This is a genomic window from Bradyrhizobium paxllaeri (genome assembly GCF_001693515.2).
In the GTDB taxonomy this organism is placed as follows: domain Bacteria; phylum Pseudomonadota; class Alphaproteobacteria; order Rhizobiales; family Xanthobacteraceae; genus Bradyrhizobium; species Bradyrhizobium paxllaeri.
Genome location: NZ_CP042968.1, coordinates 1384875 through 1398462, shown reverse-complemented (window position 1 = coordinate 1398462; position 13588 = coordinate 1384875). Strand labels below are relative to the sequence as shown.

The window sequence follows — 13588 nt, the reverse complement described above, 5'->3', positions numbered from 1 at the left end:
CCGCCTCAGATTGAAAGGAATGAACTGCCACGCTTGCCCCCAAGGTCGCCGAGATATGAGCTCGGCGGTGGGGATCAGTAGAAAAGGCAGGTTACGCGCTCGTGCAACAAGCTGAAATCAGGCGGCGTGCCGTGGCGTAGCAAAAGAAGAGATGGCGGGATTACTCACGAGGAACGGTTGGCGACGTTTGCTCCGGATCGATGTCGAGCGAGATCTCCTGGGCCAGGGTCTGGCCCCTGGCCAGCCGGCGCCCGAGGGCTTCGACAAACCCCTCATACCGTTCCCGGCCCTTGGCCTGCGCAGCGGGTTGCGCCGTATCAGGGAGCGGCGGCGTTGCCGTCAGCCAGAACCGCACGAACAAGGCCAGCGCTTCATTTGAAATGGTGATGTGACGCTCCAGCCGCTCGACGTGCCGGGTCAGCCGGTCCAGACGACGGCCGAGGGCTGCTTCCATCCGCTCCGAATTATCTGGCGACAGGAATGAAGCCAACGCGGTTTCGACGATGAGCGCCTGTGGCACCCGCTTGCGGCTGGCATAATCGGCGAGCTGGCCCGCAAGGTCCGGAGGCAAACGAAACGTGTGCTTGGTTCGCATTATCTCATCCTAGAGCTCAAGGCCATCGTCTGGATCCATCGCGGCCTGGCGTGCGAGTCTGGAGACGTTCATGCGCAGCACACGCGCTCGTATGGCGTCACCGTCGCCCTCATCTTCCGTGAAGTCGAACTCCGGTGGAGGCTTCAAGGCCTCTGGCGCGATATTTTCATGCTCGGGAAGCTCCGGCTCGCGGCGAATGCCGGAATTTGCAGTAGATTGCCGAGCACCCGACAAGCTTACCGACTCGGCAACATTTGAAATCTGCGAAGCTGGCTGCCTGCTCCAATCATCTGACGCTGCCTTACCGTCTCGGTCGAGGGAGCTTGAGTTCGACGGTGGTAGCACGCGCTCGGTCAAACGTGGATCTTCAAAATACTTCGCCTTCTTGGCGCGGATCGGTGGCACGCCGGAAACCAGCACCAGCTCGTCCTCGGGCGGAAGCTGCATTACCTCGCCGGGCGTTAGCAGTGGCCGCGCGGTCTCCTGTCGCGAAACCATGAGATGGCCGAGCCACGGGCTAAGCCTGTGACCGGCATAGTTCTTCATCGCCCTTAATTCCGTGGCAGTCCCAAGCGCGTCCGAAACCCGCCTGGCCGTACGCTCGTCATTGGTCGCAAAGGAAACGCGCACATGACAATTATCGAGGATCGCGTTATTCGGCCCGTATGCTCTTTCGATCTGATTGAGCGACTGCGCAATAAGGAAACTCTTGAGCCCATAGCCCGCCATGAAGGCGAGCGCCGACTCAAAGAAATCGAGCCGCCCCAGAGCCGGAAACTCGTCGAGCATGAGAAGCAATCGATGCCGGCGGCCCTTTGCCTGGAGTTCCTCGGTGAGACGACGGCCGATCTGATTGAGGATCAACCGCACCAGCGGCTTGGTGCGGCTGATGTCCGATGGAGGTACGACGAGATAGAGCGTTATCGGCCGGTCATTCTCAACGAGATTTCGGATGCGCCAGTCGCAGCGGCGCGTCACCTTGGCAACGACAGGATCGCGATAGAGGCCGAGGAACGACATCGCGGTCGAGAGCACGCCGGACCGTTCATTTTCGCTCTTGTTCAGTAACTCCCTCGCCGCGGAAGCGATCACGGGATGTGTTCCGGCTTCGCCGAGATGCGGCGTGGTCATCATCGCGCGAAGTGTGGTTTCGATCGGACGTTTCGGATCGGACAGAAAGCTCGCGACGCCGGCAAGCGTCTTGTCGCGCTCCGCATAGAGAACGTGCAGGATGGCTCCAACGAGTAAGGCGTGGCTGGTCTTCTCCCAATGGTTCCGCCGTTCCAGTGACCCCTCGGGATCGACGAGAACGTCGGCAACATTCTGGACGTCGCGAACCTCCCACTCCCCCCGTCTTACTTCCAGGAGAGGATTGTAGGCCGCACTTGTTGAATTGGTTGGATCGAACAACAGCACGCGGCCGTGCCGGGCGCGAAAACCGGACGTCAGGGTCCAGTTTTCACCCTTGATGTCATGAACGATGCAACTTCCCGGCCAGGTTAGAAGGGTCGGGACAACAAGTCCGACGCCCTTTCCGGATGTGGTGGGGGCGAAGCACAGCACATGCTCAGGTCCATCGTGCCGCAGATAAAGTCCCTCGATCCGCCCGAGGATCACACCATCTGCCCCGGCAAGGCCGGCACTTCGAATCTCAAGCTGGCTGGCCCAACGTGCAGAACCATATGTGGCCGCCGTCTCCGCCTCCCGAGCCCGCCAAATCGACATCGCGAAAGCGACTATGATCGAGATGATCCCTCCGGACGCAGCGACGCATGCCCCTTCAACGAACACTTCAGGTGCGTAGGCATCGTAGGCATACCACCACCAGAAGAAGGCCGGAGGCAGATAGATGGGAACGCCCGGTGCGAGCTCAAACCAGGGGTGTCCGAGTTGCGGCTGATAGCCGAGACGCCATGCCGTCCATTGCGTCGCGACCCACATCGTAATGAGCACGACGGTCAAGACGCAGGCGATCTGGCCCCAAAGTATTCTGGTTGCGGACATGGCATCGAATATCAAGTGACTCCGTAATCCGCGGACAAGCCATCTTGCAGGCTGCGAGTATTTTCGGATATCCGGGCGAGCAGATTGGTGCGGCAAACCAGATGCCAGCCACGATCTGAAGCCCTACGTTGAAAGCAAATGCCGCTTGGTAAGCGACTTCAGGGTAGTGCCCATCTATGGGAGGCCAGAGCTGAACCACTAACCCCGTCATATATTGCACGACAAACGCGCTACCGATGTGGAAGACGTTCAGCGCTGCATTGGCTCTACCCGCCAGCTCTTTAGGGAAATACTCGGCTAGGATCGCGTAACTGAGGACAGTCCCAGCGCCGACTGCCGCCACGAAGATCCATGGGACATACGACGGGAGCGGCAATCGCAAAATCAATGCCAATTGAGCCGCGATGAACATCGTCGCGACAAGGCCCAACAGCGGCCGCGGTCCAACGCCACGTCGACGCGCCCGATCGACCGCAACGCCCCACAGAAGCCCGCCCAAACTCAATGCGATTGCCATGATGAGCAAATGCCAGAGTAGTCCCGAGCGGTCGAGGCGCTCGACATCGCTGAGCCATGGCGCCGCCCACAGTCCCTGCAACGCCCATGCCGTCCCGATACAGGCGGCTGAAAGCGGAGCCAGGCGCCAGAAGCGTCGGTCGGCATAAACCATCCTTAGGCTATTTGGTTCGCCTGCCACCGATATAGGTGCTGGCACCTCTGGGACAGCAAGATAGATGACAAGAGCGCAGCCGGCCGAGACAATCGCGAGCAGCGCAAACAATGCTCGCCAACCCGCCGAAACCAGCAGGACCTCCGCAGGCAAAGTTGCCGTCAGTGCGCCCAAGGCCCCCAACATGATCATCAGGCCGTTGAGCAGCGGGACACGTTCGCTGGGAAACCAGAGCACGAGGGCTTTCAAGCCGGCCGTCAATGACGCGGCGACACCAAGACCGATCAGCGCTCGGCCGCCGAGGAGCAGCCAAAAATTATCCGAGACGGCAAATAGCGCCGCGCCCAGAGCTGCGGCAATCATCACGGCACTTTGGATCCGCCCCGGACCATATCGGTCCAACAAGATGCCGATCGGAATCTGGGCAGCCGCAAAAGTCAGGTAGTAAACAGACGTCAGTAGACCAAGATCGCCAGCGCTGAGGCCAAATTCCGATGTCAAAGAGCCAGCGACCGTCGCATTGATAGTCCGGAATAGAAATGAGAGATAATAAGCGGCAACGAACGGCAGAAACACCCGCAGAATCAGGTGCCAGTTTTCAGTCCAGCCGCCGACACGTCGGCGTCGAGTCGCATGGCTGGACAGTCGGGACCGTAGTGGCTGTTCGACCGATTCTTCGTGAGCAATTGTCTGCTTCGCAACAGGTCTAGTGCAGAGGCAGTCCCGCCTTCCCTGGAAAGTTGAACAGGCTGCCGCCCTCCCGGACGGCAGTGGAGTGCTCTACTTCGATGCCAACCGGGTTTGACGTGCGGAGATCTGGCTCGTGAACTGGCGAAGAAGTCTTTGCCACTCCCTTCCCAAAACCGTCAGCGAGAGTACCTCTCTTGTGGCCGAGCCGATCCACCGTCTCATGCACGAGCGAAGTCCCCGACTGAACGCGCCGCCAAACCTGTGTGGCAAATTCATCGAACCGCTCCGACCCTAGCGCACACGCGGCTCGCAGAGCTGCTGCCGGTAGCGGCGGCGTCACCGCAAGCTGGTATCGAGCCTGCAGCGCGACACTCTCGTTGACAACCCTAAGATCCCGATCGAGCTGTTCGAGCTGGCGGCTCATAAGCGAAAGGCGGCGATCTACCGGGAGATTATCGCTATCGTCGTCTGAACCGAAGAACTGAGCAAGGGCGGCCTCAACGAGCGCCGACTTGCTGGCGCCGGGACGCTTGGCGGCTGCCGCTAGCCGCGCGGCCATCTGCTCCGAAAGATAGACGCCAATTCTGGGCTTCATCGTTGGACCTTTTGATAGCCTGATTTCCTGCAGTGCGCGTCTGAAACAGCGGAATGGTGCCGATCAACTACACCCGACGCGCTGAACAAAAGGGCTACTCACGGTCCCCGAGCAACTGCTCAATCGCAACCGTCGTGCGTTCGGATAGATCGGCGTAGAAAAAAGCCGCTCGAGATTGCATGGCACCTGGCGGCGGGCGCGAGGTGCGACATGGCGCGGAAGTGCCGGGCAGTCCGCCAATCAGATTCCCAACCCAATTTTCCTTCCAATGCTCCAGGTCACTCCGCCCCCACTTGTCGCGACGCCGGAGACCTGTCGATCGAGATGCTGCTCCAACGCTGGCCGCCAGGGCACGAGTTGGAATCCAAGCCCGTCGTCAATCATGGCAAACCTGCCTGACGCAAGCGTTATGCGCCGGCGATAGACGCCCACGATGCGTTCGCCCTCCGACGAAGGATTGTGAGATAACCCCGTCTGGGCCGCGAGTCTCGCGACCGCCGCGTCCAGCTCTCGCTGTCTTAGCGTTTTGAGGAGATCGCGGGCAAAGATGACCCTTGCCCCCTGCCGGCGCACAAGGCTTTCGGCCGCGAGATGGTCGACCCTGCGGTCCATGGCATTGCGCACTTCTGATCCGAAACCGCCGTTCGCCACGACCGTATCCCGTGCGAGCAACTGCCGATCAAGCCAGGTTGCGCCCGGCGCCGTTACCTGCGCTTCGACATTGAGATCGGACCGCGTTGCGAGCGAGAGCCGCTTGCGGCCCTGAGCATCGTCGTAACTCCGCGTCTCCACGATCGCACCGGGCGCGGCGTCACCAGTCATTTCGATATCGATGAACCTGAGATGATGCGTTCGTCCATCGATACCCTCGACGACCGCGTAGGCCAAGCCCTTCAGTTCATCATGCAGTCCGCGCTCGATGAGACGACCGAGCACCCCATCGGCCGGCGCATCGCCGTGCAGGGCAAAGCCGGATACGTCCGGCTCGCGACCGAAGCCGCCCATCGCCCGATGCATCGTTTTGATGATGTCGCCACGAACTGAGAGTTCACGCAGCTTGTCCTCGATACCGGGTTTGAAGGTCCAGCAGCCCGGTGCAATCTGCTCGGCAAGGCCGAAACGTTCGAGTTTGGCGGCCCGCCCGACCATCAGGCGACGGAGTTCGGGGTCTTCTCCCGACGCACTGGGGCGAAGGTCCGCGACGCCGGCGCCCTCGTCGGCGGCAATACGCAACGCCCGATCGAGGCTCGTCCAACGTTCTGCCTCGACCTCTCTTTCCAGGGCAGACTGGATATCCCGCTCGCTACGCGGCCCAAGCTCAAGGGCAACGCGCTCGGCGGCCCGATCCCGAAACCCGCGGCTGATATAATCCCGGCTGATGACGAGATCCCGGCCGTCCTCTGCGCGGCCGCGGATCAGAACATGGATATGCGGATTGTCTGTGTTCCAATGGTCGACCGCGATCCAGTCCAGTTTGGTTCCGAGATCCCGTGCGACGTCGGACATCAGCTCGCGTGTGAAGGCGCGGAGATCGCCGAGCTCGGCGGCATCCTCCGGAGAAATAATAAATCGAAAATGGTGCCGGTCATCCTTGCAACGCTCGGCGAACGCACTCTCATCCGCTGTATCCGAAGCCGCATCGAACATCCGCGTATCGGCGCCGTCCCGCGTCACGCCATCTCGCTTCAAATAGGTGATGTGCTTGGACAGCGGCGCCGAGCGGAAGCGCGTGCCCCGATGACGGACCACGCGCGCCTTCATCACCACCCGTCGCGAGGTCGAGCGGAGGGACAAGGAGAGCGCTGCGCGCCGGCCTCGCCCGAAGCGCGACCGGCTCGCGCCGCCCGTGCCCCAGCCGAAAGCGTCGCCGACATGACCGGCCTTCTTGGCCGCCCGCATGACCTGGCCAACAAAGCTCTTCGGACGTGAGGGACTACGTCCGCCGTCGCGGATGCGGCCAGGACGAACGCGAAGATCATTGTCTTGCCCACTCACGATCGTCTCTCCGCGAGCTGTTGCTCGCCGACGGCTCTCGCCGCATTGATTTCGCTGATGATTTGCAATGGAGCGACGGCTTGGCTATTCCCGATGCCTGGTAAAACGTCAACCCCGCCAACCACATGCGCCCTGCCGAAGGCGGCGCTTTTCCCTTGCCGTCCTCAGTTGACCTGCGAAGCCCCACTGTTTGCGAGGGAAGCGAGCGTTTGCGATAGCGATCGTTACCCGAAGGGCCGAGACACCCGTAGGGTGGCTCGGTGAGGAGCGAAGCGACGAGTAGAGCGCGGGCCGAAGGCATCGCCCGTAGGCCATCAGCACGTTGATATCGCGGTCTATCCAACGCGCCGGTACGGCAGAGCGGTCGGAGGCCAGATGAATGAATGGCGAACCGATGAATAGCTGCGAGACGCGGCACGGTCTGTGCGCGCACGCTAAGCTCCACGAGGAGAGCCGCCACAGGAGCGCAAACGGCAATCCCAACAAGGGACGAGCATGCCACCGTGCTCGAGGCCATCCAGGGTAAAGCTGCTTCGCGCCGGCCGTTCGGCCGCCCTGGACGGCCGCTGTGCGCGGTGGCTTTGACGATGATGGTCGGGACGGAGGAATGGTGCCGCCCCCGTTCGAACAGAGGAATGGCAGATTGAGTGCACGCGGAACGCACGGTTAATCTTCCCATGTCCACACGGGAACTACTTGACCGATGACAGCCGCCGCCGGTGTTATTCCGAAGTAGCGCCCGTCGAAAGATTCCGCAGATTGCCAGTTCATGAGAAAGAGCTCCCCTTCCCCAATGACGCGACACCCCTCCCACTCCGGCAATGTCCGACCGCGACTGTCGCGCTCCTGCGCCTCGCCCACCGCGATACCATCGACTGTAATGCTGCTCCCGGTTCTGCACACGGTTTGTCCCTGCCGCGCCAGCACGCGTTTCAACATCGGAACACCGGTTGGCAGATAGCCGTTCAGGTCAAGATAGCTTGCCAGCGGAGCCGGCGGCCAAACGGCGACCAACTCCGTGACGTAGTGGCTGCCTGCAGGCCGCACGCGATAGAGGCCGACAGGAACGCTCGCAGAACTGTTCCAGATGTAGATTGGCGATGGCCGTCCGACGATCGTCCCAGCGAGAATGGCAACTGCGCCAATTGCCATTGGGATTGTTCGGGTCCGAGGCGTCACGGTGCGACCCGTCGCCGATGAAGCCAGGCTTGATGGCGTGACTTTGTGTAGCCGCGGGGCGATTCGTTGACGGACAGGCGATTGTGAGCATGATGCCAATAGTCGGGCGCGGCGTCGGCAGGATCAATGCCGAGCGCCTCGATGGCATCGATCAACTGCAGCACGTGTTCGACCTTGGACCAGCCTGACAGGCGCAAAAGGCTCTCTCCGCCTGGTTTGACATAAGGGACAGTCGAGCAGCGCTGGCCGGTTGCGACCGCCCGCAAGATGTCGATCCGTGAAACGACCGTTCCAAAATCGTTCGACATCCAGCGGACAAACGCGAAGATGCTGCCGGGCGCGAACGACAGGACGCGCCTGCGGCGATCGAGAATTCGCTCCTCGGCGACGCGACCGAAGCGAATTCGGTTCTCGATACGCTTTTCAAGCCAGAGAAGCTCGACCTGCGTGAGATCGCTCATGCGCCTCCTCCGTCTGCTCGGAGGCCAAACGTTTGCACGCCCACACGCTGACCGCGGTGGTTATGCACAGCCAGGAAAACGGCGTGGTCCGTTAGAAGAAATCCAAAGGATTTCTGGTTAGTAAAGTTACGGCGGCTCGAACGCGCCTGATTACAAGCGCTTAAAACCGATTCCGGTCCCCGATAGCACGAGCATCCGGTCCCCGATGGCACGAGTGTTGTGGTCCCCGATAGCACGAGTTGATTCACAGCTTATCTCCAGCCTGAAGTGCGAGACCTCGCTTGCGAAGCCGTTCCGCTAGTGGATCGGTGCAATGGGGCGTAAAGTTCAAACGTTCGACACCGTCTCGCTCGCGCGTGATCACGAGCTGATAGCCAGGCAAGGTTTGCCGGCGGACGATTTCGCGCAGATCAAAGGCAAAGTGTTTGAGGGGCGAGAGGCTGCCGGACTTGGCGTGAAGGTGCAGGAAATCAAAACTCCAACCACCCTGCTGGCGGCCGCCGTGCTTGCGAACAAGCCGGTAAAGCCAACGCTCAAGTCCGCCGGTTAAACCGAAATAAGCCCGGTCGATTGTCAGCACGAGCGCGTCATTGCGAACGCCAGCGTAGAACCAGTCCGGCAGAATCAGTTCGAGCCCCATGGGGCGTCCATTGGCATCCGCCGTCTCCTTCCATTCGTTGATCCAGGAGAAGCGATGCCGCCGTCGTTCAGCGGGCTGCCGGATCGATGTCAGCACCGAGGTTGACTGCAGCCGATCCAGACCCGCCTTGAGGCGATCATAGTCGCGCACGCTGGTGCCGCGGCCAACGAAGGTCAGAATTTCGTGCGGCGTTGCCGCCATCAGACGCGAGGTCTTCAGCCCGGCGTCGCGCGCCTCGACAATTTGCGAGGCTGCCCAGATCAGGACGTCAGCATCCCAAATCGTTGCCATGCCGTGTTCCGGCACCGGCTCGACGCGAATGGAAATGCCTCCCGCCCGGAAATCGATGGGTACGCTGCGCTTCGACTTGGCCAGTGAAAAGAATGGATAGGCCATCAGGTCCTGCGCATCGCGCGGTGCGAGGTCGCCTGGCAATGCGCGAAACAGCTCAAGCTGATTGCGCTCGGATCGTAATTTGTGCCGCATCAGCGACGTTCCTGGCCGGCATAGGGGCGCAGCGCCGGATGCTTCTTCGCAGGCAGGACCGTCCCCTTACCGGGGTCGGACGTCGATGTCTTGGCACCGAGATCGGCCCAGGCCTTCAGATCATCGAGCGCATATACGACGCGGCCACCGATCTTCCGATAGGTCGGTCCGGTCCCGTAGGTGCGGTGTTTTTCCAGGGTGCGACCGGACAGTCCGAGGTACCGCGCGGCCTCCGGCGTTCGCAGGAAGCGTGGCGGCAGACCGGCCATGGGATCAGGCATTTGAGGGCTCCATGAAGGGATCGCGCTAGCGCTGCGGTGACAGCGTGCATGCGGTGATCATGGAGGAGCATTCCGTCGCGGGGGGATGCCGAAGATCGGGGGGCCGATTTTCGATACCCCTAGACATGCCTATTTGCCCTTTCGTCTCGCGCGCAAGAGTTCGCGGTAGCCGCCGCGCATTAGGGCGAGGCCGCGCTTCACGAGGCGGATGGTACGGTTGCGCAGGTCATGGGTCTTCCAGGCGCGCTCCGGAATCTGCTTCTTGCCAAAGAGGCCTTCGGCGATCGCGCGATAGGTTTGCCCCTCATTGCGTCCGTCCAGCGCACGCAAGACAAGGGTCATCTGCTGACGCCGGCGTGAGTGCTCCGAGAGCGGCGGACGGGGAGAACGGCCGCTCATGGCGCGCCACAGCGATTGGGCTGCCTGGGACCGCAGCTCAAACGAGGAGTCCATTGGCAACTCTATCGCGTGCGCCACGCCCACGACGGGCAACGTCTTCAACCACATGCGATGGGTTGCGCCGCCCGACCACAGCACGGCGTGCCATCCGTCCGCGCTTAGCCGCAGTTCGCCATTGGGCAAACTTGTGAAATCAAGCGAGACCGGTTGAGCAGAAGCCTGCGACGAAGTGGTCACCGACAAAACGGTCGGCAGCGCTTCAGGCGCCCAAAAGACATTCTGCTCGTAACAGGCCTTTTGTGGATCAGCTGCGAAAAGTCAGGCCCCATTTCCTCCGGAATTCGGCTGGGGCGGCGTTAAGCGGATTGCCAAGCGTGGAATAGTGCTTTCGGTATTCGGGATTACGGCGAAGGCATTCCCAGGCGAGGCCCGTCAGATCGACGTTTTGCACTTTTGAATAGGCCTCGGGCGAGCGCCAATCGAAATTCGGCATGTACTTGATCCTCACGCTTAGCAATGCCGCATAGCAACACGCCAAATGTGGACCCTTTATGGTTGCATACTGTATCCCACCAGTTAGTTACGCGAATTATTTCGCCAGAAAGAAATTTTCCGGGCCTGTCACTATCAATCCTTCGGACTCGCTAGCGGGACCGCCGGAGCAAATGGCCGTAGCCACGACGTGTCATCCATTTGGCGCGAGCCAGATGGCTGTCAAAGGCGGTACGCGCTCGCTGCGGGCTCTGGTCGGGATCGATGTGGAGGACGATGCGCGCGACCTCCCGCCAATCAGCATTCTCGGAGTCGGCATCCAACAGACGGAGATAGGTGACGACATGTTGCTGGTCATAGTCCGTCAACACGGGGTCATCCGGCGCCAAGTCCGCAACATCAGGGTCCAGTGGGGGTGACGGCATGACACTCCTTCGAGAGCTCCGGGGCTGCGCCCGCCAACTGATAGCCCCAGTTTAGTCCTATTCAAGGCAGTTCGCGGCCAAGCTCAACGAAAGCAGTAACCGATCGGCATTTTCGTCGCCACGCGCTTTGTAGAAAATACTCCGTGGTGAAATACTCTTCAAGCCGCTGCGCTCCCGGATATGGATATCCGAGAGATATTGGCGCTCAATCTAAGAAAGCTTCGGCGTGTGAGAGGCATCTCGCAGGAAGAGCTCGCGCATCGTGCCAAGATCGATCGCACCTATATCAGCTCGCTTGAGCGTAACCTTTACGCGGCGAGTATCGACGTTCTGGATAGAATTGCGCGCGTTCTGGGGGTTGAAGCCAGTGATCTTCTGAAGCGGCCACCAACAGCGCCCAAGAAGCATCGCAGCCCCGCCGATAGTTAAGTTCTAAGCGACTAGAAAGAGTTGGATCCAATCGTCCCCGAAAGAGTTGGATCCAATCGTCCCCGCGAGCCGGACCGCAAGGTCCGGCGAGCCCCGGCGCGGACACGCGTCGCCGCCGCCGATCCGCTTACCGGATCGGCGGCGGCGCACCTGGCGCCTGGTACTGGACGGAAAGTGGCCGCGCAATTTTCTCAAATTGCGCGGCTCATGTCTCTAGATGGCGCGTTCCATCAAGCGTTTGGCTTTCCCCTCCAGCTCCAGCCGCGCATCCTGATGCGACTTGGTCCGCGCCAGCGCGGTGATCCCTTGCACGAAGTCAAAGACGCTTTCGGGTTTCCGGCTTTCTTCGCCAAGCACGGTTTCGATAATCTTCGCGGTTTCCGATTTGGAAAACCCGCCCTTGCGCAAGAAACTCTCGCGATCGTCATCGGTCCGGGCGACAATTCGAGCGCGTGCGGCCTTGATACCGGCAACGAACGGCGCCGGCGATGAATTGGCAAAGCTGGTCAAGGCTGGCGCCGCCTCATGCGCGAAACGCTGAGCGGCGAACTTGGAGTGCCGGATCGTGATTTCTTCGAAATTCTCCACGCCCCACAGGTTGCGGTTCATGCAAACGCCGCGAAGATAGAAACTGGCAATTCCGAGCGTCTTGCTGCCGACTTCGCTATTCCAGCAGTAAAATCCCCGGAAATACAAATCCGGTGAGCCATCCGGCAATCGTCCGGCTTCGATTGGATTCGTGTCGTCAACCAGAAACAGGAACACGTCGCGATCGCTGGCATAAAGCGTCGTCGTATCCTTGGTCACGTCGACGAACGGGTTATGGGTCATCGTGCTCCAATCCATCACACCCGGGACCTTCCACCGTGTGTCGCCAGTGCCGTTGCCAGCGATCTTCATGACGGCGGCGACCAGTTCATGATCCCAGATACGGCCGTAGTCCGGTCCAGTGACGGCACGAAGCTCCACGCGTCCGTTATCAGCTTCCAGCGTTTTGACGAGTTCAGCACGATGGGACAGCAAGCCGTGCTGCAGGTTGATGGCGGACAAAGCTGCGGGAAGCTGCCGCAAATAGGAGGTTGGCGCGCCGACCAGCGTGCACAACTGCCCGAAACTCCAATGCGTCGGCATGACCTGTTCGTCACGCCCCGGTACCATCAAGGCAAGCCGTTCCGAACTATCCCGGTTCGCTTCCACCCGGATGGCCCGGCTTTCCACCGTCCGCGCCTGCGCCCGCTCCGCCCTGCCCCGCACGGATTCGTACAGATCAGAGAGGCTCAGAAAGCGCTCGTCATCGGGCCGCGTAAACCACTCCGAGGAAACGCGGCCGATCCGCTGGCCGCGCGATATATCGACGCGGAAGCCGCCGGAAACGGGCTGGTTGCCTTGAGTCCCGGTCATCATATTCATGGTCTTTCTCCTTTGAGCTGAGGTTGAAGCGCAGCGCTGCGCTGCAACCCTGCCCGTCGGCGAGACCTGGGGTAGCAAGGGCAAGGGCGGCTGGGCGTGGAGGGGGATCACCCGCCTGACAAGGGCGCGCGGTACGCGCGCGTCTGCACGCGCCTGACGATCAAATCGTCCAGGAAGATCTTTGCGCGGAAGACCGGGGAAACCCGTCCGGCCGGCACGCATGGCGTGCTTCACCCTTGCCCGCGCGAGGGCGGAGCCCTTAGCCCTCCTTCAAACAAATGCTCTTCTTTCCACGCGCAAAAAGCCCCGCCTCCGAAGAGGCGGGGCGCGATCCCCGAAAGGATCAGTCGCCGCTACGGCGGGACCAGATCAGGGTAAAGCCCTCGTCGCCCTCGACCTTCACCAGCGAGGCGTAGATCGGTGCCGGGAAGCTCGGATCATCGAGCTTGACTGAGAGGTACTCGCGATCGCTGTCACGGGCGGTCTTCTTCCAGGCGGCGCCGAATTCGGTGGTGCCTGCGAAGATACGATAGTCGGGGGCCCTGTCGTTCTCCTTGTCGCTGGGAGAGAATTTCGCCTTGATGTTGAGCGTCAGCGTCTTGATCGAACCGATGTAGCCGTTGTCCTGCGCGGTGAAAGTGCCGATGGTAGCCATAGTAATCTCCGTTGGTTGCTCGGGCCGCGCCCATCGCGGCCTCGATGGCGATCCGTGGCCCGGGGAGCGATCGGCCCGCAGCCCTTGGGCCCGCAGCGTCAGCGGAGGACTGCGGAGCCTGCTTTTTTGACTTCCGCGAGGAATGCCGCGTCTTCGCGGCAGGGGAAAAAAGCAGGCGTAGC

The 13588-nt window shown here is 61.1% G+C and carries 15 protein-coding genes; 1 reads left to right on the top strand and 14 read right to left on the bottom strand.

Going from position 1 to position 13588, the window contains the following annotated elements:
* Nucleotides 1-160 precede the first annotated feature (160 nt).
* From LMTR21_RS06580 to LMTR21_RS06525, 12 genes are all read right to left on the bottom strand, one after another.
* Nucleotides 161-595 (bottom strand): CopG family transcriptional regulator, encoded by a 435-nt coding sequence (locus LMTR21_RS06580; protein WP_065755796.1) that lies wholly within the window; start codon nt 593-595, stop codon nt 161-163.
* 9 nt (nt 596-604) lie between these two features.
* On the bottom strand, nt 605-2548 hold the full coding sequence (locus tag LMTR21_RS06575; protein WP_246175684.1) for a conjugal transfer protein TraG: 1944 nt from the start codon (nt 2546-2548) through the stop codon (nt 605-607).
* Entirely contained in the window at nt 2466-3845 is a 1380-nt protein-coding gene (locus LMTR21_RS06570; RefSeq protein ID WP_246175343.1) for an MFS transporter, read from the bottom strand. Before LMTR21_RS06570 ends, LMTR21_RS06575 begins: the two co-directional genes overlap by 83 nt.
* Nucleotides 3846-3975: 130 nt before the next feature.
* On the bottom strand, nt 3976-4554 hold the full coding sequence (locus LMTR21_RS06565; protein ID WP_065755794.1) for a ribbon-helix-helix protein, CopG family: 579 nt from the start codon (nt 4552-4554) through the stop codon (nt 3976-3978).
* A 240-nt stretch (nt 4555-4794) separates the two neighbouring features.
* The gene (locus LMTR21_RS06560; RefSeq protein WP_065755793.1) at nt 4795-6549 is read right to left on the bottom strand and encodes a relaxase/mobilization nuclease domain-containing protein; all 1755 of its coding nucleotides are present in this window, start codon (nt 6547-6549) and stop codon (nt 4795-4797) included.
* Nucleotides 6550-7215: 666 nt separating this feature from the next.
* Nucleotides 7216-7701, bottom strand: coding sequence for a S26 family signal peptidase (locus tag LMTR21_RS06555; protein ID WP_065755792.1), 486 nt, complete (start codon nt 7699-7701; stop codon nt 7216-7218).
* A gap of 23 nt (nt 7702-7724) precedes the next feature.
* Nucleotides 7725-8189, bottom strand: coding sequence for a DUF2840 domain-containing protein (locus LMTR21_RS06550; protein WP_065755791.1), 465 nt, complete (start codon nt 8187-8189; stop codon nt 7725-7727).
* Between the two features lie 244 nt (nt 8190-8433).
* Entirely contained in the window at nt 8434-9315 is an 882-nt protein-coding gene (locus tag LMTR21_RS06545; protein WP_065755790.1) for a replication initiator protein A, read from the bottom strand.
* The gene (locus LMTR21_RS06540; RefSeq protein ID WP_057854240.1) at nt 9315-9596 is read right to left on the bottom strand and encodes a helix-turn-helix transcriptional regulator; all 282 of its coding nucleotides are present in this window, start codon (nt 9594-9596) and stop codon (nt 9315-9317) included. The genes LMTR21_RS06545 and LMTR21_RS06540 overlap by 1 nt, the downstream gene beginning before the upstream one ends.
* A gap of 129 nt (nt 9597-9725) precedes the next feature.
* Nucleotides 9726-10232: a DUF2285 domain-containing protein gene (locus tag LMTR21_RS06535; RefSeq protein ID WP_347339180.1), complete on the bottom strand. Its 507-nt coding sequence runs from the start codon at nt 10230-10232 to the stop codon at nt 9726-9728.
* A gap of 67 nt (nt 10233-10299) precedes the next feature.
* Nucleotides 10300-10488: a transcriptional regulator domain-containing protein gene (locus LMTR21_RS40715; RefSeq protein ID WP_065755788.1), complete on the bottom strand. Its 189-nt coding sequence runs from the start codon at nt 10486-10488 to the stop codon at nt 10300-10302.
* Between the two features lie 151 nt (nt 10489-10639).
* Nucleotides 10640-10912, bottom strand: coding sequence for a DNA -binding domain-containing protein (locus LMTR21_RS06525; RefSeq protein ID WP_084030910.1), 273 nt, complete (start codon nt 10910-10912; stop codon nt 10640-10642).
* A gap of 180 nt (nt 10913-11092) precedes the next feature.
* Here LMTR21_RS06525 and LMTR21_RS06520 point away from each other — a divergent pair, with 180 nt between their 5' ends.
* Complete coding sequence (locus LMTR21_RS06520) at nt 11093-11341, top strand: helix-turn-helix domain-containing protein (protein WP_065755786.1); 249 nt, start codon at nt 11093-11095, stop codon at nt 11339-11341.
* 213 nt (nt 11342-11554) lie between these two features.
* Here the strand turns inward: LMTR21_RS06520 and LMTR21_RS06515 are convergent, their stop codons facing one another.
* Together LMTR21_RS06515 and LMTR21_RS06510 are read right to left on the bottom strand one after the other, a co-directional pair.
* The gene (locus LMTR21_RS06515) at nt 11555-12745 is read right to left on the bottom strand and encodes a DUF932 domain-containing protein (RefSeq protein ID WP_187399390.1); all 1191 of its coding nucleotides are present in this window, start codon (nt 12743-12745) and stop codon (nt 11555-11557) included.
* Between the two features lie 349 nt (nt 12746-13094).
* Entirely contained in the window at nt 13095-13406 is a 312-nt protein-coding gene (locus LMTR21_RS06510; RefSeq protein WP_065755784.1) for a DUF736 domain-containing protein, read from the bottom strand.
* Between the last annotated feature and the right edge of the window lie 182 nt (nt 13407-13588).